The following is a 22,765-nucleotide window of genomic DNA, read 5'->3' as shown; positions in this document are numbered from 1 at the left end:
CACAAATGCAAATTTTTTACGATAAAGACTGTGACTTATCAATCATCCAAGGCAAGAAAGTAGCGATTGTTGGTTACGGTTCTCAAGGTCATGCTCATGCACTTAACCTTAAAGACTCTGGCGTAGACGTAACTGTAGGTTTACGCGCAGATTCAGCTTCTTGGAAGAAAGCTGAAAATGCTGGTCTTAAAGTTGCAGAAGTGCCTGCTGCTGTTAAGCAAGCTGACCTCGTAATGATTTTGACTCCAGATGAATTCCAATCACAACTTTACCGTGACGTGATTGAGCCAAACATCAAAGAAGGTGCAACTCTTGCATTTGCTCATGGTTTCTCAATTCTTTATAACCAAGTTGTTCCACGTAAAGACTTAGACGTAATCATGGTTGCTCCGAAAGCACCTGGTCACACAGTTCGTTCTGAATACCAACGTGGTTCAGGTGTTCCTGACCTTATCGCAATTCACCAAGACGCTTCTGGTAATGCACGTAACGTTGCTCTTTCTTATGCTTCAGGCGTAGGTGGCGGCCGTACTGGTATTATCGAAACTTCATTCCGTGAAGAAACTGAAACTGACTTATTCGGTGAGCAAGCGGTTCTTTGTGGTGGTGCAGTTGAACTCGTGAAAATGGGCTTCGAAACTTTAGTTGAGGCTGGTTATGCTCCAGAAATGGCTTACTTCGAATGTTTACACGAACTTAAATTGATCGTTGACTTGATGTTCGAAGGCGGTATCGCTGACATGAACTACTCAGTATCTAACAATGCTGAGTACGGTGAATATGTAACTGGTACTGAAGTAATTAACGAACAGTCTCGTGAAGCAATGCGTAATGCGTTGAAACGTATTCAATCTGGCGAATACGCGAAGATGTTCATTCAAGAGGGTGCATTAAACTACCCATCTATGACTGCTCGTCGTCGTCAAAATGCTGCACATGGTATTGAAGTAACTGGTAATAAGTTACGTGCGATGATGCCATGGATTCAAGCGAACAAAATTGTAGACAAAGAAAAGAACTAATCTTCTTTTTCTAAAGCTTGAAAAGAACCCTGCTTAGTGCAGGGTTCTTTTTTATACTGTTTTTGTTTTAATATGAAAAAGGGCGATTTGGTCAACTTGAATAGATTATAGAAATTCTATATTTTTCATATAATTGGCTGCTTAATTTTTGGTTACTCTATTGATTTATAAAGTAAAAAATACTTGACCAAAAGATAGATAATGTTATTGTTTATAACTGACTAAAAAAGTCAAATTTACTAAATTTTTTAACGTGTTTAATTGTATTTTGGGCAATGAGTTGAACAAAATAAAAAAAAGTATTGAATAATCATGGAAGTCCAATATGGGTCATGTTGATTACGATAGCACATTGATCGTCGGCTCTTTTATTGCAGCTGGCTTGATTTGTTATCTCGTAATTTCCATGGAGCAATTAATATTTAAAAAAAAATATAAGAAATTTGAGTCCTTAATTTTATTTATCAACGGCTTATTACTCGCATCAGCAATTAGTATTGTTCATATTATCGGTATACAAGCTTATCATCTGTCTGAAACAGTCAACTCGAATATTCCTTTGATTACAGTTTCATTTGCCATTAGCGCACTGCTATCGTGCATTGCCATGTGGTTGACTTCGCGTTTTACGCTCCCTTTATTCCGACTCATTTTAAGCTCTATTATTATGGGAATTGGAATTTCGGCTTCATATTACATCAGTATGTTGGGCTGGAATATTAATATCTATAAAAAAGATTACACCTCTTTCTTGCTATTATTTTCTATATTAATTGCGATGAGCGGTTCCGGACTGGCATTTTTATTGGCCTATAAATTAAAAGATACCGAACGTCATCGTCTCACTTTAAAAATCGCATTTTCGGTTATGATGACCTTAAGTATTATGGGGATGCACTATACAGCGCTCATTGCGACGAATATTACAGATAAATTTATTAGCCAATATCAGGCTGAACATGACCTACTATTATTTACGATTATTTTAGTCACGTGTTTGGTACTCGTAGCAAGTTTTATTGTTGCGATGTTGGAGCAGCGGCTCACTCAACAAAATTTAGAATTGCGTAAGGCCAATAAAGAATTAGCAAACCTCTCGATACAAGACAATTTAACTAAATTACCAAACCGCCTTTATTTAGTTGATTATGCAGAAGTATTACTCTCGGATCATCGATATAAAGACCAGAAAATTGCTTTTTTATATATTGATTTAGACCGTTTTAAATCGGTAAATGATGCTTTTGGACATCATGTCGGTGATCAATTACTCATTCAAATGGCGAACCGTTTACATTGGCAACTCAATGAAAAATGTAAACTGCTTAGAATCGGTGGCGATGAGTTTTTGCTTATCGCAGAAAATACAAATGCAGAAGAAGCCGTTGTTTTAGCCGAAAAAGTTTTACAACTGATTCAAGAAAGTTACCAAATTTCTGGCAAGGAAATTAATATTTCTGCAAGTTTGGGCGTGGCGCTCTTTCCTGAGCATGGACAGAATGTTCAGGACTTACTCATGAACGCTGATGCCGCCATGTTGATGTCTAAAGAACAAGGCCGGAACACATATACCATCTTTAGTTATTCAACCCATCAACAAGAAACAAGAAGTCAGTCAAAACTGATCAATGATCTTTATAAAGCAGTAGAAGAAAAACAGTTCATCTTATATTACCAACCAAAATTTAATACGAATCTTGAAGTTTGCGGTGTTGAAGCACTTATCCGTTGGAACCATCCAGCCTTAGGCATACTTACTCCACATATGTTTATAGAAGGTGCGGAAAAGACTGGTTTGATCATTCCAATGGGATATTGGGCACTTGAGCAAGCTTGCCAGCAAATTCAGGAATGGGAACGCACCAACACACCATTTTATCCAGTCGCTGTGAACTTATCGGCCCTACAATTTGAAAATAAAAAATTATTTAGTACGCTCGAAGCATTGTTAAAAAAATATCAAATTCAACCTCACCACTTAATTGTTGAGATTACTGAATCAACCGCAATGCGGCATATTGACTTGAGTATTCGAGCCTGTGAGCGGCTACGTGACATGGGTATCCGTGTTGCCATTGATGATTTTGGAACAGGGCATTCGAGCTTCTTGTATTTAAAAGATTTGCCTGTAGATGAATTGAAAATTGACCGTGGCTTTATTGTTGATTTAAAACCAGGTTCAAAAGAAGAAGTTATTCTAGAAAGTATTATTCATTTAGCTAAAAAGTTAGGTTTAACCGTAACGGCAGAAGGGGTGGAAACTCAGCAGCAGGTCGAGATTTTAACCCGTTTAGGATGCCAGCAATTCCAAGGTTATTTATTAGGAATGCCTGTTCAGGTTGATCAACTCATTGAGTCTCAAGGCGCTCATTTTGCTTAGGCGTTTTAGAAGGAAATAAATTTTTAAAATTTATATTTATAAATTATCTAAAAATACATTTTAGATAAACTAAAAAGTTAAATAAATTTAATGGGTTAAGTAGATTTTTTGGTTGACAGTTTTCATATCTCGGTCTATCTTTTTCATGATTGAGCTGTACAGCTAATTCATTAATCAAGTCTTGTTGAAGTTCAGAATAGGCATGTGCTTTAAAAGGGATGGTTTAATTTTTTGATGGTTGAATGAAAGTGGGACATCTATGGTGTGCTGGTTATGTCTTTCACCAGTCTGTCAACCCGCTTTTGTTCTGCCGCCATCATTTGTAGGCTGAGCTATATAGCTGATTTACTGGTTAAGTTTTGTTAAATTCAGCAGAGGTATATGCTTTTAAAGTAATGGTCTGCTAAACCTCTTGTGTTTTGCCATCTAAAATACTGTTTAAAGATAGCCATGAAAAAAAACATGGTTTTTATATTTATATAATATCTTAAATTATAATTTAGTTAATCTAATGAAAAATAATAAGAAATTTAAAAAATTGGCATAAATTCCACATTGACACTTCTAAACTCTCAGATTATGCTTTGCCTGCTGGCCTACATTGCCAGCCGGTTTTAGCAGACCGCATAGTAAGAGCATCAGATTATTCCTTCTGAGGAGTAGTCTTATGTATACAATCGTCCCTCGCTTGCTGCGGTAGGGCGAGTGAGGGACACCTTTGGGTGTGCTGGTTCTTACTATCAGTCTGCTAACCCTTGCTCGTTCTGCCACCATAATTCTAAATTAATGCTTTGGCAGAACTCCCAAGTTAAGGAGTTGGCTATGCATACTATTTCTATACCACCAGATTAGTCGTTAACAGGGTTTGATCACTTTTGAGTTTTCAGACTTTAGTTCGTCACGACTAAAAAATCATATCAATAATAAAACTTGAGATGCGCTAGGGCTATCTTTAGGGCCTTTGTATGCCTTTTTTGCTCGTTAGAGCCGCGGCAGTCTTATCTCATTTAGATACAACAAAAATTTATTTTATAACGGTCAATATATGCCACATTTAAATCTCTCTTTTCGTGCTTTAAGCGTGCTTCACACTTCAAGATATCTCTTTAACAGTCATGGGTTTCATAACGTAGGAGTAGACCGAATTATTGAGCTGTCTAAAATTCCTAAAGCAACTTTCTATAACTACTTTCACTCTAAAGCACGACTCATTGAAATGAGCCTGACCTTTCAAAAAGATGCACTTAAAGAAGAGGTGTCTTCGGTTATTTACACACATAAAGATTTAACCCTGCATGAAAAACTTAAAAGAATTTTCTTTTTACATGCCAACTTAGAGGGTCTTTACCATTTGCCGTTTAAGGCTATTTTTGAAATTGAAAAGCTATATCCAAAAGCCTATCAGGTTGTGGTTGAATACCGAAACTGGCTGATTAATGAAATTTATACATTGCTTTTGACCAAGATTCCAAATGCCTCAAAAAAAGATGCATATATGTTTTTATTTGTGATTGACGGGGCAATGGTTCAGCTTTTGGGTGACAACAGTGTGGATGATAGAGAGGTATTGTTAGAATATATTTTAAAGAATATTGCTATGGTTTAATAATATATAAAGTATATATTTATACTCAGTAAAAATTTAGTTATTCTTAATAAATCTTTTATTGAAACTACTCAAATATATATAGGTTTTAAAATTAAAAAGAAAAAGCTGACAATAGCTCATGCATTTAAACTAGCAAGGGCTTTGCTTTTGTGGGGTTGTAGAAATAAGTTAGATAAGTTTTATCAGTAGAGCTGTAGTTCATGCTCTACTCATTTTTTTTAATGATATTTTAATTCTTCTACAAAACACTTAATAAATTATTAATTTGATATGTTAAGCGGCTGCATACGCTTGGGTTGCTTCAAAATTAATAAGTTTGTTGATATAAGACCATGTTTGTTCAGAATTAATTTTTGTTTTATTTATTGTGCCATCAATAATGATGCCATCAATAATATTAAGAAAAAGACTGGTAAGCGTATGAGCATCTTTGATTTCTAATTCTAGAAATGTTGAGAAAACCAATTTGTAAATCCAGTCTCGATATTCATTAACTTGATCTTTAACAGACGGGTACATTTGTAGAACTTCTATAGTCGCTTTTTTAAATAAGCAACCATTGAAATCATCTGTATTAATCCAATCTATATACCAATTGAAAATACTTTTAATTTTAATTAACGGATTGTTAATATTATTAATTTTTTCAAAAATTGAAGATTGGATTTCTAAATTTCTTTCGTGAAGACACACTTCAATTAAGTTTTCTTTAGACGAAAAGTACTTATAAAAAGTCATTTTCGCAACATTGGACTCAGCAATAATCTTATCAACACCAACAGATGTATAGCTTTTTTGGTTAAAAAGGGATGTTGCTGTTGTTATAATATTTTCTCTTTTTGTCATTGGGTACACCATCGCGAATATTTTTGATTAACTTTGCTATTGTATGTGTTAAAGCTTAAATAAAACTTATTTTATGATATTTAAAAAATCATATTTATTCAATAGTTTGGTTAATCTTAAAAAATAATATTTTATGTATTTAATTGGCAATAATTTACTTTTTTAAATATTATTAATTAATCCATTGATTTGTTGAGTTAATAGACATAATATCAGCTTGTTAAGGATGGGTATATAAATTTTATTTTAGCAATTGAATGCAACTTGAAATAAAGGGAATCCCCAACTTAACTATAAGAAAAAACTTTTTATTGAGAATGATTATGTCAAAAAAATTTGAAGATTTTAATAATCCACGAGAAAAAGCATTGCAGGGGATGAGAAATAGTATTCCTGCACAACAATGGGATGAAAATCTAAAGTTTCTCAAACAGTTAAGAAATAAAATTGCTGAGTTACCAGTTTGTAAACACCCTGCAATTGAAATGTTAAATAACGGATATCTAGATAAGAATACTTTAACTCATATTCATTTAGAATATCGTCATGCAATTGTACAGATTTTTACTGATGCTTTATTACAAGCGCAGTTCCAAACAAAACAACTGGAACCAAAACTCCATTCTGGAGCTAAAATGTTTCCACGGGTATTATTAAGTTTAAATGTACTTGATGAATTCGGTTTTAGACCAGGATTAGGCAAAGATGATTATTATTTGGGGAATCCTGAATATGCTCATTATCCATTGTATGAAGATTTGCTTAATGATTATGGCTTAACTGAGCTTGACCGTCGTAATTATAAGCCATCAAAAGCTGCCGATCAGGTGAGAGCCTTTTTAGAATCGTCTTATGACAGTTATATCAATGTAGTGGCATTATTAGCTGTTGCAGAGGAAGAGGTTATTCTTTTTAGCCCTCCATTACGTCAAGCGACTAAATTTGTGAATATCGATGTTGAAGGTGGTGGGTATTACCATGTGCATGGTGTATCTACTGATAAAACATCTGAAGCGGCTGATGATGATCATCAGGACGATCTGTGGTTTGCGTTAGCACAAGCAATTACAGAAGAGGATTACGAAGGTTTAACTCAGCTATGTCTTGATTATTGTGCCCTATGGAATGAGTTCTGGGACGTACAAATTGCCGATGTTCAATTTATTGAAGAAAAGAAATTGGCATAAGATATTCTGCTAAGTTCTAAAAAAGCCCATCCATAATCAGATGGGCTTTTTTGATTGTAAAATTTCTAATAAACCAATTTATATTCTCAAAAAACATTCAAAAATCTTATGAGTAACTGATGGCATATCAACAAACATTAAACAGTTCTATAAATCTGCTACAATTACGCCAATTTTTATTTTGATCGACTTTAGATCTTTGGCACTGCAATCTCCGCAGTAGGTGTATTTCATGAGTTTTAAAGATGAGTTAGCGGCACAGGTTGCTCAACGCCGCACATTTGCCATTATTTCCCACCCCGATGCCGGTAAAACCACCATGACAGAGAAATTGCTGTTATGGGGTAAAGCAATTCAGGTTGCAGGGATGGTAAAAAGCCGTAAATCTGACCGTGCAGCTACATCTGACTGGATGGAAATGGAAAAAGAGCGTGGTATTTCGATTACCACCTCTGTTATGCAGTTCCCTTATAAAGGTCATACGATTAACTTACTCGATACACCGGGACACGAAGACTTCTCGGAAGATACTTATCGTACCCTAACCGCAGTTGACTCTGCGTTAATGGTAATTGACGGTGCAAAAGGTGTCGAAGAACGTACCATCAAATTGATGGAAGTTTGTCGTATGCGTGACACTCCCATCATTTCATTCGTAAACAAGATGGACCGTGAAATTCGTGAACCACTTGAGTTACTGGATGAAATTGAAAATGTCCTCAATATTCGCTGTGTGCCAATTACATGGCCATTAGGAATGGGACGTGATTTTGCTGGTGTATACAACATTATTGAAAATAAATTGTATGTATATAAAGCAGGCTTTGGTTCAACCATTACCGATATTGAAGTACGTGATGGATACGATCATGCAGATATCCGTGAAAAAGTAGGTGATTTGGCTTGGGCATCTTTTGAAGAGTCGCTTGAGCTTGTGCAAATGGCGAATGAGCCATTAGACCGCGAATTATTCTTACAAGGCAAACAAACGCCAGTTCTATTTGGTACGGCATTAGGTAACTTTGGTGTTGACCATGTATTGGATGCTTTCATGGACTGGGCACCTGAACCTAAAGCGCATCCTACACAAGAGCGTGTAGTTGAAGCGAAAGAAGAAGGTTTTTCTGGTTTTGTATTTAAAATTCAAGCCAACATGGACCCGAAACACCGTGACCGTATTGCCTTCATGCGTATTTGCTCTGGTAAATATGAAAAAGGTTTAAAGATGAACCACGTGCGTCTTGGTAAAGATGTCCGCATTAGCGATGCTTTGACATTCCTTGCAGGTGAACGTGAGCACTTAGAAGAAGCGTGGCCAGGTGATATTATTGGTTTACATAACCATGGCACAATTCAAATTGGTGATACTTTTACCAGTGGAGAAAATTTACACTTCACGGGTATTCCTCACTTTGCCCCAGAAATGTTCCGTCGTGTGCGTTTAAAAGATCCATTAAAGTCAAAACAATTGCAAAAAGGTTTGAAAGAGTTGTCTGAAGAAGGGGCGACTCAGGTATTTATGCCACAAATTAGCAATGATTTGATTGTGGGTGCGGTAGGTGTGCTTCAATTTGACGTAGTTGCTTATCGTTTGAAAGAAGAATATAAGGTTGACTGTGTTTATGAGCCTGTAAGCGTTAATACAGTTCGCTGGATTCACTGTGATGACGAAAAAACTCTGAATGAATTTAAGAAGAAAGCACATGACCAGCTTTCTATCGATGGCGGTGGACACTTAACCTATCTTGCACCAAGCCGAGTGAACTTGCAGATTATGCAAGAGCGTTGGCCCGATATTCAGTTCCGTAATACACGTGAACACTGATCATTTTAATGTGACAAACAGCTTCGAATAGAAGCTGTTTTGTTTTGAAAAATAAGAAAGGATGATGAAATGAAATTGAATAGAAAAACAGTTATTGCGCTTTTAGTTGCAGTAATCATATTAATTTTGGCTATTGGTCTTTTGGTTTGGAAAAGAACTCAGCCTTCATCATCTTCTCAAACAAAACTAGCGTCTACTCAAACTCAAAATATAGAAAAGGCTGAAGTACTACCATTTCTTAACTTACAACAAGTAAAAGCTGATTATGCTTTGCCATTTTGTGAGAAGAAAAATTGTATCGATGTTGATATTCAAACTGTAAAGACTCAAGACGCATGGCTAAATGATTGGATCGCCAAAAGTCAGGCTAAAGTCATTCAAGATCAAATTGATTTGAAGAAAGACTTAAGTTTGCAGCAAGCCATTAATGCCTATGTTAAAAAGTCTGATGAATGGCAAGATAAATATTCAAAGAATCGGGCTTATGAATTGCATCTTCATACGCGTATTGCTTCGCAGCGTAATCAATATGTTTTATTGCAATTGGGGCTTGATACCAAGCAAGAAGAGCTGACGATTAAAGATCGTTATTACTTTTTCGTTGCTGACCGAAAATTGCATAAAAGTTTAAGTTTATTAGATGTTTTAAAAAAGGATCAGCAAACGGCTATGCATCAAATGGTGCAGGTTGCCTATCAAGACTGGTTAAAAAAGCAAACTGTTGAGATAAAGAAAGAGGCACCAAAAACTTTATATTGGGGACAAGCAGATTGGTTCTTTGATGGTGAAGGTGTTGGCTTGCATTACCAGGCAAACCAAATTACTAAAGAAGCTCCACAGCTCGATATATATTTATCTAAAGAGCAAACAAAAAAAATATTACAACCCGAGGTTTATGAACAAATGTTTTAAGATGGTAGCAGAATTTGCAACCTCTATTTATATGCGCTAATTTCTTAGAAAAGGCACTGCGTAATCTCCTTAGAATAAAAGGCAAAATATGATGTTATCTTCTAAAGCTTCACTGCGATTAACTTTGCTTGCTTCGGCTATATTTTTGGTGGCATGCCAACCTAAAGCCGATCCTAAGGATTCTCAAGAGCAACAGAAACCAGCAGTTGAAGAGCAAAAGCCGGTAGAGCTGACTTTGAAAGGCGAAACAATTCCTAGCAAGGTTGTTTTACCTGATTGTGATGGTAAAAATTGTCCGGAATTTACAGTAGAGCGTTTACAGAGTAATTTTCCATTTATTGATAAAATTATAGATCAGCAAATCTTAAAGGCTCTAGATCAAATTTTAGAGATTGCTGAACCCGATGCTAAAGCGAAGCAAGCAGATCAAAAAACTGAAGCTTCTGCGGTTGCGGGTGCAGAGCAAAAAAATAGCTTTGATGCTCAGGTGCAACGCTATGCAAATTCGTTCATTGGTCTGGACAATGAATTAAAAGCTTTAAGTAGCAATCATCAGATTAATCTTTTAGTTAAACCTAAAATCTTGCAGGCTCAAGGTAAAGTCGTCACGGTTGTACTTAATAGTAGTAGCTATTTAGGTGGGGCGCATGGCTCTGCTGCACAGCATTACTATAACTTTGACTTAAAAGAACAAAAGCAGATCAAGCTTGAAGACTTGTTACGTCCACAGCAAAAAGCAGCGTTAGAAAAATTGGCGCATGAAGCCTTTAAGACTTGGGTAACGGACTCTAAATTGGCTGATAATGTTGCTGACTATGAACAAGCTTGGCCATTTAAGTTATCTGATAACTTCTTGTTAGGTGAGCAAGGTTTAATTCTTCAATATGGTGAATATGAAATTGGTCCCTATGTGGTTGGGCTACCTCGATTAGTGATTTCATATGATCAATTACAGGAAGTCTTGAAAAAAGAGTATTTACCTCAGCCTAAAGCGCAACCAGCTTCAGCACCTGTTGCAAAAAGTGGAAGCTAATGCATCTGTTCGATACCCATACGCATTTTGATGTTGCCGATTTTGATGAAGATCGGCAGCAGTTAGCGCTTAATGCGAAAAAAGCTGGGGTTGATGCATTGGTCTTAATTGGTTTTGTGCAATCACGATTTGATGAGTTAATACAAACGCATCACCAGTTAAAGAGCTGGGAAAATGTACCAACTTCATATTTAGCGCCCGGCTTACATCCGTTTTATATTGAGCAACACCAGCCAGAACATCTTTCTCATCTTGAACACATTTTGCAGCAACAAGACTGTGTAGCGGTGGGCGAAATTGGCTTAGATACTTTTTTAAAAGAGCATAAGCACCCAGATATATATGCGAAACAAAAACAATACTTTGCCGATCAGTTAGAATTAGCAACCCAATATCAAAAACCTGTACTGCTTCATATTAGAAAAGCTCATGGCGATGTACTTGCAATATTAAAAGCTCAAAAATTTAAACTGGGTGGAATTGCGCATGCATTTAGTGGCGGCGTAGAAGAAGCCAAAGGTCTCATTAAACTGGGGTTTAAAATTGGTGTGACTGGACAAATTACCAATCCGAATGCAAAAAAGCTTCATACCGTTGTGCAGGCCATAGGGGCAGAGCACTTGGTGATTGAAACAGATTGTCCAGATATGACGCCGCTTTGTTGCCAGACCTCAACTGAGCAGCGTACTCGTAATACTCCTGTTAATTTGCCTTATGTTTTGCAAAGTTTGGCAGAAAACTTAAACATATCAGAGTCAGATTTGTCGGAACAGCTTTGGAAAAACTCTCTCTCGGCTTTGAAATTATCGTAATAAAAATCAAAGATTAGAAATATTAACTAAAACAAAACACAGCGATTAAAAAAGAAGCTTAAAGTAAGAAAACAACATGTAAAAACGTGAAAAATAACATTGCCAGACATGGGAGGATAACCCAATGGCTAAGTATAGCAAGATCAATAGTTTTAATGCTTTACAGACGCTAACAGTAGGTTCCAGCAATTATCAGATTTTTAGCTTAGCCCAAGCAGAGAAAACGCTAGGAGACATTGCTAAACTGCCAAAATCTTTAAAAGTATTATTGGAAAACTTATTACGGTTTGAAGATCAGCACAGCGTTAAAACTGAGCACATCCATGCTTTAGCAGAGTGGCTAAAAAATCGAAGCTCAGATCAAGAAATTCAATATCGACCTGCTCGCGTTTTAATGCAAGATTTTACGGGTGTCCCTGCGGTGGTTGACTTAGCAGCAATGCGAGCAGCGATGGCACAAGCGGGTGGTGACCCTGAAAAGATTAACCCATTATCTCCTGTTGATTTAGTCATTGATCACTCTGTAATGGTTGACTATTTTGCTGACGATCAAGCATTTGAAGAAAACGTACAAATTGAGATGCAACGTAATGGTGAGCGATATCAATTTTTACGTTGGGGACAGTCGGCATTTAATAACTTTAGTGTGGTCCCGCCGGGTACGGGAATTTGCCATCAGGTCAATTTAGAATATTTAGCCCAAGCGGTGTGGTTAGGCGAAGATAATGGGCAAACTTTTGCTTTTCCCGACACATTAGTCGGTACAGACTCACATACCACCATGATTAATGGTTTAGGTGTTTTAGGTTGGGGTGTAGGGGGTATTGAAGCGGAAGCAGCAATGTTAGGCCAACCTATTTCGATGCTGATTCCTGAAGTCATTGGTTTTAAACTTACAGGCAAATTACCAGAAGGGATTACGGCAACCGATTTGGTGCTGACCATTACTCAAATGCTTCGTCAAAAAGGCGTCGTGGGTAAATTTGTAGAATTCTATGGAGATGGTCTGGCAGATTTGCCTCTTGCTGACCGTGCCACTATTGCCAACATGGCACCAGAATATGGCGCAACGTGTGGTTTCTTCCCGATTGATGAAGTGACATTAGGATATTTGAGATTAACCGGTCGTCAAAGTGATCGTATTGAACTGGTTGAAGCGTATAGCAAGGCACAAGGCTTATGGCGAAATGCAGGTGATGAACCTGTTTTCACAGATACTTTAAGTCTTGATATGAGTACTGTCCAAGCAAGTTTGGCAGGTCCAAAACGTCCACAAGACCGAGTGCTTTTATCAGAAGTACCTAAAACCTTTAATGCGTTGATGGAGTTAACTTTAAAACCAGCCAAGGAAGCCAAAGAACGTTTGGAAAATGAAGGCGGTGGCGGTACGGCGGTAGAAGCAAAAAAAGCGAATATTCAACATGAAAGTCCATCATGTACCATTAATGGGCAAATTTACCCATTAAATCATGGTGATGTTGTTATTTCGGCCATCACATCTTGTACCAACACTTCTAACCCGAGTGTAATGTTGGCTGCAGGGTTACTTGCTAAAAAAGCCATTGAAAAAGGCTTACAACGAAAACCATGGGTGAAAAGCTCGTTAGCACCAGGCTCGAAGGTAGTGACTGATTATTTACTGGCTGCTGGGCTTACGCCGTATTTAGATGAGTTGGGCTATAACCTGGTGGGATATGGTTGTACAACCTGTATTGGTAACTCAGGTCCACTACCTGAACCAGTCGAAGATGCAATTCAATGTCATGATTTAAACGTAGCATCTATACTTTCCGGTAACCGTAACTTTGAAGGACGAGTACATCCATTAGTTAAAACGAACTGGCTTGCTTCACCACCTCTTGTTGTTGCTTATGGTTTGGTTGGTAATATTCGTACCGACTTGACCACACAACCTATTGGACAAGGTAAAGATGGACAACCTGTCTATTTAAAAGATATCTGGCCAAGTCAGGCAGAAATTGATGAAGTCTTGCAAAAAGTGAATACAGACATGTTCCACAAAGAATATGCTGCTGTATTTGATGGTGATGTAACATGGCAAGCGATTCAGATTCCACAAAGTAAAACTTACGAATGGGCAGATGATTCGACTTATATCCGCCACCCGCCGTTCTTTGAAGGAATTGGCGAGCCGCCAAAAGCGATTAAGAATATTGAACAGGCTCGTATCTTGGCAGTGCTTGGTGACTCGGTAACGACTGACCATATTTCACCAGCAGGTAATATCAAAAAAGACAGTCCGGCAGGTCGATATTTACAAGAGCAAGGCGTTGAACCGAAAGACTTTAACTCTTATGGTTCTCGACGCGGTAATCATGAAGTCATGATGCGAGGCACTTTTGCCAATATTCGTATTAAAAACGAGATGCTTGGTGGCGAAGAGGGTGGTAATACCATTCATGTACCAAGTGGTGAAAAGCTTGCCATTTATGATGCAGCGATGCGTTACCAACAAGAACATACCCCGCTTGTAATTATTGCTGGTAAGGAATATGGAACAGGCTCTTCACGAGACTGGGCTGCTAAGGGAACAAACTTATTAGGCGTAAAAGCAGTGATTGCCGAGAGCTTTGAGCGTATTCATCGTTCAAACTTGGTGGGTATGGGCGTGTTGCCACTACAGTTTGTTGATGGTCAAACGCGACAATCTCTGAACTTGACTGGACATGAGGTGATATCAATTCGAGGTTTGTCGGATGGGATTGAACCTCACCAAATTCTTGAAGTCGATGTCAAAGGGCCAAATGGTGTAGCCAGCCACTTTAATGTGTTATGTCGAATTGATACCTTAAATGAGGTCGAATACTTTAAGGCAGGTGGTATTTTGCATTATGTACTTCGGAATTTGATTGCTTCATAAATCGATAAACTTAGCACTGCCTTATAATGAATATGTATGAGCTAGTGTTGGATTTATAGATGTATCTTTACTTTTTAAGAGGATAAAAAGTAACAAAAATCCTTTGTCGGGCTGACGGTATATCCTTATACCGCAGCCCAACTAGGCGGCATCCATGCCGCCTGTCACGTTAGTAAATGATGACTTAAATCTTAAATAATATAATTTGATTTATAATGAGAGACTTAACGTGAAATAAAGTATCCCCATCCCAAGTTTTCTTTGATATGAAATACACTTTCTTCTGAAAAGCAGTAAAATACTCCCCGTGTTTTATATCCCCTCAAAGAGTAGCAATGACCGATCTCCAACAAGATGAATATGAACGTCGTTTTGCAGGTGTAGCCAAAGTTTATGGTGATTCATCGTTCGAGCACTATGAAAAAAGTCATGTAATGGTGATTGGTATTGGTGGTGTCGGTAGTTGGGCGGTAGAAGCTTTAGCGCGGACAGGTGTTGGTGAGTTGACTCTGGTGGATATGGACGTGGTGGCTGCATCAAATGTAAATCGTCAGCTACCTGCAATGACATCAACTCTGGGTTGTGAAAAAGTTGAAATTATGGCGGAGCGTTGTCGCCAAATTAACCCGCGTATTAAAGTTAATATTATTGATGATTTCTTAACACCTGAAAATGTCACAGAGCTTTTAAAACCTGTGCCAGACATTGTTTTGGACTGCATTGATGACGTTAAAGCAAAATTGGCTTTAATGCTTCATTGTCGTTTTAATAAAATTCCTTTGATTGTTTCAGGTGGGGCTGGTGGTAAGCTCGATCCACTTAAAATTCGCGTGGCGGATCTATCAAAAACAGAACAAGATCCAATGTTAGCTAAATTACGTAGCCAGCTCCGTGCTCGAGGCATATGTAAAAAGCCTAAAGAGAAATTTGGAATTACTTGTATTTACTCAATCGACAACCCCTTTTCAAGTGCGGATGTTTGTCCATCGGCTGGTTTACGCTGTGGTGGTTATGGGTCAGCTGTGGTTGTGACTTCAAGTTTTGCGATGATTGCTGTCGCTGAAGTTTTAAAGAAACTCGATTTAAAGAAAGCCTAATTTAAATATTAAAAAGGCATGTTCTTATCGTGAGGGGATGCCTTTTATTTTTTGAGGAAAATTATTTAATCATATAACTCTATTGTGTCGTGTTTGGGCTGTGTTGGAAGCTGCTGATCATAAAATTTAAAGCACCATAAAATTAGAATAACGATGGTGAATAAAGTGAAAAATTTTAAATACTTCATGAATACTTCAATCAGGTGACTGGTCTTGAGAAAATTCTAGCGAAGGTAAACTATCTAATCTAATATGGAAAATAGACCTAATGATCTAATTTTGAGATAGTGATGCTCACATTAAAACAATTTCAATATTTCATAAAAATTGTTGAAGAAGGTAGCTTTACGGCGGCTTCAGAAAAACTCTTTATTGCCCAGTCAGCTTTAAGCCGACAAATGAAACTATTAGAAGAAGAAATTGATTTTCAGTTGTTTGATCGTACTGACAAAAGAGCAAAACTCACGACAGCGGGAGAGGTCTTCTATAAGAAAATAAAAGATAACCTGCTTTACTTAAATGAAATTATTGACCTGTCTAAAAGTGTTTCGGATGGGAAAAACCGTCAGATTAAAATTGCTCACTCGAGCAGCATTGTTATGGATTATAAAAAGGTTCAAATATTAAAAGAAGTTAGCTTAACTCAGCAACTGAGTTTTGAGCTGAATACCTTGTCCTCGGAACAACAGATCTTAGCTTTAATGAATGGTGAAATTGATATTGGTTTTATTAGGCCTCCCGTTCGGCACACACTAGATGAGATGAGTGTTCTTAAGTTATATGAAGAACCGTTAATGGTGGCTGTGCATATTGATCATGCCAAATTTGCTAAAGAGGAAAAGGTTTATTTAAAAGACTTAAAAGATGAGTGTTTTGTATCTACACCTCATGCTGAAAGAGGGGGCTTAAGTTATTTGGTCGCAAATCTGTGTTTAGCCGCAGGATTTACCCCACAAAAAGCCCTAATTCAGTCACGGAAGGTTTCGCAGCTACAATTAGTTGCTGCAAATTTAGGAATTAGTATTGTTCCTCAAGAGTTTCGGCAGATTTTGCCTGCCAATGTAAAGTTGTTACCTTTGGCAGATCATCTATTCTTTTCAGAGGTCGTTTTAGTCTATAGGAAAGATAACGATGAAATTATTCAGCATTGTGCCGAATTCATTCATCAAATGTTTCAATCTTAGAAAATTGATTAAGCCAATCTATAGTAAGTGTAGGTGACGCTATCGTCTTTATAGACATCATAGCTATTTTGTTTGAAGTCAGAGACCCATTCACTTCCAGTGTAGCCAGCAATATGTCCATAAACATGGTTACGGGTTCTATGAATGATGTAAATGTCACCTTCTTGAGGTTCATCAAAAGCTGGATTAATTTCTTTATAGCCGATCTTTTTGAGGGTATCGCCCCAATCTGAAGCTGCGATTGGATGGTTTTCGACATTGGCACCAGCAGATTCTAGTGCAAGACGGATACTACGTGCGCAACGCGCTTTACTGCGTCTAGAGGTAATACTTTCTAATTTTTCTACAAATTTATCAACATCTATAGCGGGAGTACTGGAAGTGTCTGTCTGATGACTATTGGGTTTCATGGTGAAGGGATAAGGAAGGCTTGGGGTGCTGTGCGATACAACAATGGCTGCCTGATTTGAATCCTGATACATGTAATTATCAGCTACTTGTCCGTCGTAAATAATCATCGTGAAATCTCTACCGTACTATCTATATCCATATTTAAAAAATCACCACCTACCTGTGGCGTTGAGAGATACTAATAGGCGTACCTTAAAAGTTTTGTTTATGTTATGTAATAACGTATCTTTTTCCCTGAGATTACGTATTGGTGCTAAAAAAATATTTATTCAAATAACTAACAAAAACAATTCAATATAAGTTATTGATTATATTTACTATAAATAATTAATCAGAGCTTAAATTTGAATATTTTAATTCAGTATTTGCGAATATACTCAAAATCTAAGTCTCTGATTTAAAATGCCACATTTTCTTACAATTTAAGAAGCCATCACAAGCTTAGGCTTGGTGCTCTTTTACATATTCTTCAGTACGAATTAAAGCTGCTCGCATATTGCTAATAGCTTGTTCTACATCAGCTAAAGTTTTTGCATTTCCGCCACTTAGGGCCTGACGCCATTTGCGTGCACCTGGTAAATTCTGGAATAAACCTAAAATATGACGGGTAATAATTGATAGAGGAGCACCTTCAGCCATACGTTGTTCAATATACGGTAGCATTTGTTCCATAATATCGAACCGATCCGGAGCGTCTAAATTCCAAAGCTGGCCGAGCTCAGCAAGTAAATAAGGGTTGTGATAGGCTTCACGGCCAATCATAACGCCATCAACGTGCTGTAAATGGGTTTGAGTTTCAGCAAACGTTTTAATCCCGCCGTTGATTTCAATGGTGAGATTTGGACGCTCTAGTTTTAAACGATAGACATCTTCATAGCGTAAAGGTGGAACTTCGCGGTTTTCTTTCGGTGAAAGACCTTTCAAAATAGCGATGCGAGCATGCACTACAAAATGAGTGCAACCTGTTGCAGCGACTGTATCTACAAAATGAAGCATCTCTTCGTAAGAGTGCATGTCATCAATCCCGATACGGTGTTTTACTGTCACAGGAATGTTTACAGCCTTTTGCATGGTATGGATGCATTCAGCAACCAAATCTGGCTCTGCCATTAGGCAAGCACCGATTTTATTGTTCTGTACACGATCACTTGGGCAACCTACATTGAGGTTAACTTCATCGTAACCCCAGTCTTCAGCCATTTTGGTGCAGGTCGCAAGCTCTTGCGGATTTGAACCACCCAACTGTAATACGATAGGGTGTTCTTGTGCGCTGTAGTCCAAATGGCGTTTAGCATCGCCAAAAAGAATCGCACCTGTAGTCACCATTTCTGTGTAGAGCACAACATTTGGGTTAAACAAGCGCGCAAAGAATCGATAATCCTTCGTTGTCCAATCCATCATGGGTGCGACAGAAATACGAGGTTGTAACGATTGAAGTGATTGCATAACCAATAGCCCAAAAGTCGCTAAATTAATGAAAGGGCAGCATTATACGAGGTTTATGCTTGAATCGACAGGGGCATTTAACCGAGTAATTTATAACCACCCTTGGGTTGGATATAGAAAGATGATTTATAACAAGTTAGCTTATTGGGAAACCATTTTCTTTTTTTGTAAGATCGCATCAAACATACTAAATAAAATACAAAGAACAACTAACCCAATACCTGCAAGGCAAGTCATAGTCCAGCCACCATGGTTCCACGCAAAAATTCCTAATGCCGAACCCCCTGCACCTCCAATAAAGTAAGTCGTCATATAAATGGCATTAATACGAGATTTTGCATCTGGTCGTAAACGGAAAATAATACTCTGGTTACTGGTGTGTACGAGCGCGAGTGCTAATTGAATTAAAGCAAAACCAATAATATAAGCAGAGAGTAGAGTTTGCCCATAATAGAAACAAGCCCAGCTCACCAAGAATAATCCACAGCCCATCCAGGTGAGCAAGCCCGTATGTCCTTGATCTGCATATTTACCAATGTAGCGCGTTGATAAGGCCCCAAAAATCCCGACTAAAGGCACCAGTCCAATAAACAGGTCAGGTAAGTGATGTGCTGAGGTTAAGAGTAAAGCGATGGTAGAATACAAAATACTTACTGCTGCAAAGGCGAAAGCACCGGTAAGCGCTCTTAATAATAATCGCTTTTCCTCTTTTAAAAGCTGAGCCATGGAACCAAAGATCTGTCCATAGTTCATTTTCATACGCAAGACATAAGGCAAGCGACTTTTTAAGGTATAGGCCAACAGAAGCATTAATATACCGCTTACGACATAAACCACTTTCCAGTGGAAAAGGTTAGAAAATAAACCCGCTAGACTGGTTGAGAGTAAAATCCCGACCAATAAGCCGCTCATTAAGAAGCCAATGATCTCACCAGTTTTTTCAGGTTTTACAGTCATTGTAGCAAGTGGAATCAGCACTTGAGCTGCAACCGAAAACAATCCGGCTAAAATTGTACCGATCCATAGCATGGGTAAGTTAACAGCAAAAGCAGAAGTAAATAGGCCAACGGCACAAAGCACCATTAAAAAAGGAATAGCCTTGGCTTTATTGACAATATCTCCCATTGGGACAATGAAGAGCAGTCCGAGGGCATAAGACACCTGTGCAAATGTCACTGTTAAAGCTGCTTGTGCTTGAGTTACAGCAAAATCTTGCTGAATCGAGTGAATCAGGGGCTGACAATAATAATTCACACCTGCACATAAACCACATGCTGCTGCCATCAACCAAAGCAAAGGTTTATTTTGACTGATATCTTCAGGGGTAGACATGATGTTCTCTCGATTTTATTAGGTGTATGCGGTTGCTTCGACTTCAATGAGCATATGCTCTAATGCAAGGCGTGGTACAGGAATGAGTGTACAGGCTGGAAAAGGATGATTTTTCCATAAATTTTGCATAACTTTAATTAAAATTTGATGTTTTTCGACCGAATGGTCAACAACCAAAACTCTTAATACGGCAATGTTGCTAAGTTCTGCATTGGCAGCGATTAAAGCATGTTGAATGTTATCAAAAACCTGAGTGGCTTGTTCTTTAAAATTTGGACTTAATTCACCTTTTGAGTTTTCGCCTCCTTGACCCGCAATATGAATAATCCTTTTAAAATTTTCTACCACAGCAACATGACTATAAGCATTTGGGGTAGGGTCATATAAAGTGGATGGATTTATTATTTTAAAAGTTTTTTGAATCATGGAACTCAACCGTTCAGTAAAATTTAGATGAGTATCCAACCTCAACTTAAGTTGAGGTCAAGAAAATTTAATGTTTTAGTCTTTTCTTTCTGAGTGTAATCATCATCACACCAATAATGTTTAGAAGACAACCGACCCATTGCCACATATTTAAATGCTCATTTAAAAAAGCAACGGCAAGCAAAATCGTTAAAACGGGTCCGATTGAAGCAATCATTGCCGATTGAGAGGCTCCAAGTCTTTCAATACTTTGCATGAGCATAACGGTAGGCAACACGGTAACTAAGAAGCCTAAACCAACCCCATACCAAATCACACTCGAGGGTAGTTGTAATAGTAGTTGAATAGGTTGAGGTGTGCTGAGTGCATAGTGCGTTAGTGTACCGATACAAGCCACAGTTAAAGCTAAACCTGTGAAATTCCAAGAACCAAATTTCTTAATTAATGGTGGGGTTAGTAATAAATAGCCCGCAAAAGCCACCGCACTTGCAAAGACCAAACTTGTTCCTAGCCAAAAGTTGCCCTGAATTGGTGCGTTGTTGTGCTCTTGAAGCATGACCAACACGGTTCCACCATAACTAAGAAAAATGGCACATAAACTTTTTGCATCTAATTTTTGTTTGTATAGAAAGCTTGAGACTATGACTGTAAGCGTGGGATATAAAAATAGAATAATTCTTTCTAGAGAAGCACTAATAAACATAAGACCCGTAAAATCGAGCCAACTGGCAAAGTAGTAGCCTAATAGACCAGCAAAAATTAAAATTAGCCAATCCTTCTTTTTTATGCCCTGATTATGATGCCTGTTAAACCAACAAATTAATAGAAAGAACGGTAAAGCGCTTAACATGCGTAAAGCCATCAGGACGGTACCGTCTACTAATGGAGAAAGGGCATAAGTCTGTTTAATAAAGATTGCTTTTGTACTGAATAGAAAAGCAGAGCAAAGAGCAAAAAAAGACCCGATTTGAAACGAAGATAAAGAAATTTTCATATACAAGACTGTATAAGAGAGACTGTTGTCTGCAAAAAAAGAAAAAGCTTCCTATGTTACACCTCAAATCAAACAACGTGAATCATCAGTTCAAAATATGGGTATTTATTAAATAAATATTGGGTGGTATTTTAAAAAAGTTCAATTAGAATCCAAATTCTGTACAAAGAATACACATGGGGGAAACATTGCAGCTTGCAATGTTTTTGACAATGAGAAATTAGCTTGAGGAACGCTCATGCAGATCGGAATCCCAACCGAAACTGTCGTCGGTGAAAATCGTGTAGCTGCTACGCCAGAGACAGTAAAGAAGTTGATTAGCGCTGGTCATAGCGTTGTGATTGAACGTGGTGCTGGTGTAAAGGCCGCGTACATTGACAGTGCTTATGAACAGGTCGGTGCAACCATTACGGATGATGCCTATACGGGTAGTCAAATTATTTTGAAAGTTCGTGCGCCACAAGGCGGGGAAATTCAAAAACTTGCAGCAAATACTGCTGTTGTAGCCATGTTTGATCCTTATCGTAATACCGAGCTAGATCAGTTTGCGAGTCAGCAAGTTTCTGCTTTTGCTCTGGAATTGCTTCCTCGTACGCTTTCTCGTGCGCAGAATATGGACGTATTGTCTTCTCAGGCAAACCTTTCTGGTTATAAATCAGTTTTGCTTGCTGCTGCTGAATATCAGCGTATGTTCCCAATGCTTATGACTGCTGCCGGTACTGTAAAACCTGCGCGTGTTGTGATTATGGGTGTGGGCGTTGCAGGTCTTCAGGCAATTGCAACCGCAAAACGTTTAGGTGCAATTGTTGAAGCGACCGATTTACGTCCTACTGCAAAAGATCAGGTTGAATCTTTAGGTGGTAAGTGGTTAGACGTACCAATGTCTGAAGAAGAACAACAACGTGCAGCAGATGCCGCTAAAAATGGTTATGGATGGATGCCAGGTGAGCAATACATCAAAGACCAAGCCGCGATTGTTGATAAAGCGGTTTCTAACGCTGACATCGTGATTACTACTGCGTTGTTGCCAGGCCGTGATGCTCCACGTCTGATTAAGGCTGAGACTGTTGCCAAGATGAAACCGGGTTCTGTCATTTTAGATATGGCTGTTGAAACCGGTGGTAACGTTGAAGGCTCTAAAGTAGGCGAGACTGTTTTTACAGAAAATGGTGTGAAAATTTTGGGTATTCCAAATATTCCGGCAACTGTAGCGACAGAAGCTTCTGCGCTATATGCACGTAACGTTTTCAATTTCGTAGAGACTTTATTCGACAAAGAGAAAAACTTTGCGATTAATCAGGAAGACGAAATCCAAAAAGCCCTATTGGTCACTCATGGCGGTCAAGTACTGCTTAAGCGTGGTTAAGG

General features: G+C 38.1%; 19 protein-coding genes. 12 read left to right on the top strand and 7 right to left on the bottom strand.

The genetic code is table 11. From position 1 onward, the window contains the following. Nucleotides 1–5: 5 nt before the first annotated feature. From ilvC to OD757_RS13140, 3 genes are all read left to right on the top strand, one after another. The gene (ilvC, locus tag OD757_RS13150) at nt 6–1,022 is read left to right on the top strand and encodes a ketol-acid reductoisomerase (protein ID WP_003654954.1); all 1,017 of its coding nucleotides are present in this window, start codon (nt 6–8) and stop codon (nt 1,020–1,022) included. Nucleotides 1,023–1,347: 325 nt separating this feature from the next. Further along, nucleotides 1,348–3,402: a GGDEF domain-containing phosphodiesterase gene (locus OD757_RS13145; protein ID WP_263032157.1), complete on the top strand. Its 2,055-nt coding sequence runs from the start codon at nt 1,348–1,350 to the stop codon at nt 3,400–3,402. A gap of 1,045 nt (nt 3,403–4,447) precedes the next feature. Then, nucleotides 4,448–5,008, top strand: a complete 561-nt coding sequence (locus OD757_RS13140; protein WP_263032156.1) for a TetR/AcrR family transcriptional regulator — start codon at nt 4,448–4,450, stop codon at nt 5,006–5,008. A gap of 276 nt (nt 5,009–5,284) precedes the next feature. Here OD757_RS13140 and OD757_RS13135 read toward each other — a convergent pair whose 3' ends face one another. Next, on the bottom strand, nt 5,285–5,857 hold the full coding sequence (locus OD757_RS13135; RefSeq protein WP_009390751.1) for a TetR/AcrR family transcriptional regulator: 573 nt from the start codon (nt 5,855–5,857) through the stop codon (nt 5,285–5,287). Between the two features lie 323 nt (nt 5,858–6,180). On the opposite strand from OD757_RS13135, the gene OD757_RS13130 reads away from it, so the two are divergent. From OD757_RS13130 to OD757_RS13100, 7 genes are all read left to right on the top strand, one after another. Further along, nucleotides 6,181–7,044, top strand: a complete 864-nt coding sequence (locus OD757_RS13130) for a hypothetical protein (RefSeq protein ID WP_263032155.1) — start codon at nt 6,181–6,183, stop codon at nt 7,042–7,044. A 232-nt stretch (nt 7,045–7,276) separates the two neighbouring features. Next, nucleotides 7,277–8,869 carry a peptide chain release factor 3 gene (locus OD757_RS13125; RefSeq protein WP_009390900.1) on the top strand — a complete coding sequence of 531 codons (1,593 nt, stop codon included), beginning with the start codon at nt 7,277–7,279 and terminating at the stop codon, nt 8,867–8,869. A 69-nt stretch (nt 8,870–8,938) separates the two neighbouring features. After that, entirely contained in the window at nt 8,939–9,781 is an 843-nt protein-coding gene (locus tag OD757_RS13120; RefSeq protein ID WP_263032154.1) for a hypothetical protein, read from the top strand. A 91-nt stretch (nt 9,782–9,872) separates the two neighbouring features. Beyond that, a complete protein-coding gene (locus tag OD757_RS13115; protein WP_263032291.1) occupies nt 9,873–10,814 on the top strand; it encodes an RsiV family protein in 942 nt (313 codons plus the stop codon). Continuing rightward, the gene (locus tag OD757_RS13110; RefSeq protein WP_263032153.1) at nt 10,814–11,626 is read left to right on the top strand and encodes a TatD family hydrolase; all 813 of its coding nucleotides are present in this window, start codon (nt 10,814–10,816) and stop codon (nt 11,624–11,626) included. The genes OD757_RS13115 and OD757_RS13110 overlap by 1 nt, the downstream gene beginning before the upstream one ends. Before the next feature lie 124 nt (nt 11,627–11,750). Then, complete coding sequence (gene acnA, locus OD757_RS13105; protein ID WP_263032152.1) at nt 11,751–14,507, top strand: aconitate hydratase AcnA; 2,757 nt, start codon at nt 11,751–11,753, stop codon at nt 14,505–14,507. A gap of 335 nt (nt 14,508–14,842) precedes the next feature. Beyond that, nucleotides 14,843–15,604, top strand: a complete 762-nt coding sequence (locus tag OD757_RS13100; protein WP_263032151.1) for a tRNA threonylcarbamoyladenosine dehydratase — start codon at nt 14,843–14,845, stop codon at nt 15,602–15,604. Nucleotides 15,605–15,669: 65 nt separating this feature from the next. Here OD757_RS13100 and OD757_RS13095 read toward each other — a convergent pair whose 3' ends face one another. Continuing rightward, entirely contained in the window at nt 15,670–15,792 is a 123-nt protein-coding gene (locus OD757_RS13095; RefSeq protein WP_263032150.1) for a hypothetical protein, read from the bottom strand. 102 nt (nt 15,793–15,894) lie between these two features. On the opposite strand from OD757_RS13095, the gene OD757_RS13090 reads away from it, so the two are divergent. Continuing rightward, nucleotides 15,895–16,788, top strand: coding sequence for a LysR family transcriptional regulator (locus tag OD757_RS13090; protein ID WP_263032149.1), 894 nt, complete (start codon nt 15,895–15,897; stop codon nt 16,786–16,788). Nucleotides 16,789–16,796: 8 nt separating this feature from the next. On the opposite strand, the gene OD757_RS13085 is transcribed toward OD757_RS13090, so the two are convergent. From OD757_RS13085 to OD757_RS13065, 5 genes are all read right to left on the bottom strand, one after another. Continuing rightward, on the bottom strand, nt 16,797–17,306 hold the full coding sequence (locus OD757_RS13085; RefSeq protein WP_263032148.1) for a hypothetical protein: 510 nt from the start codon (nt 17,304–17,306) through the stop codon (nt 16,797–16,799). Nucleotides 17,307–17,640: 334 nt separating this feature from the next. Further along, nucleotides 17,641–18,645 carry a tRNA dihydrouridine(20/20a) synthase DusA gene (gene dusA, locus OD757_RS13080; protein WP_263032147.1) on the bottom strand — a complete coding sequence of 335 codons (1,005 nt, stop codon included), beginning with the start codon at nt 18,643–18,645 and terminating at the stop codon, nt 17,641–17,643. A 141-nt stretch (nt 18,646–18,786) separates the two neighbouring features. Continuing rightward, the gene (locus OD757_RS13075; protein WP_263032146.1) at nt 18,787–19,977 is read right to left on the bottom strand and encodes an MFS transporter; all 1,191 of its coding nucleotides are present in this window, start codon (nt 19,975–19,977) and stop codon (nt 18,787–18,789) included. Nucleotides 19,978–19,995: 18 nt separating this feature from the next. After that, nucleotides 19,996–20,403, bottom strand: coding sequence for a RidA family protein (locus OD757_RS13070; RefSeq protein ID WP_263032145.1), 408 nt, complete (start codon nt 20,401–20,403; stop codon nt 19,996–19,998). 67 nt (nt 20,404–20,470) lie between these two features. Continuing rightward, the gene (locus tag OD757_RS13065) at nt 20,471–21,397 is read right to left on the bottom strand and encodes a DMT family transporter (protein ID WP_263032144.1); all 927 of its coding nucleotides are present in this window, start codon (nt 21,395–21,397) and stop codon (nt 20,471–20,473) included. A 238-nt stretch (nt 21,398–21,635) separates the two neighbouring features. Here OD757_RS13065 and OD757_RS13060 point away from each other — a divergent pair, with 238 nt between their 5' ends. After that, nucleotides 21,636–22,763 (top strand): Re/Si-specific NAD(P)(+) transhydrogenase subunit alpha, encoded by a 1,128-nt coding sequence (locus tag OD757_RS13060; protein ID WP_263032143.1) that lies wholly within the window; start codon nt 21,636–21,638, stop codon nt 22,761–22,763. The last annotated feature ends 2 nt before the right edge of the window (nt 22,764–22,765 follow it).

This window comes from Acinetobacter sp. AYS6 (genome assembly GCF_025630795.1).
Taxonomy (GTDB): domain Bacteria; phylum Pseudomonadota; class Gammaproteobacteria; order Pseudomonadales; family Moraxellaceae; genus Acinetobacter.
This window is presented reverse-complemented; position numbering and strand designations above follow the sequence as displayed.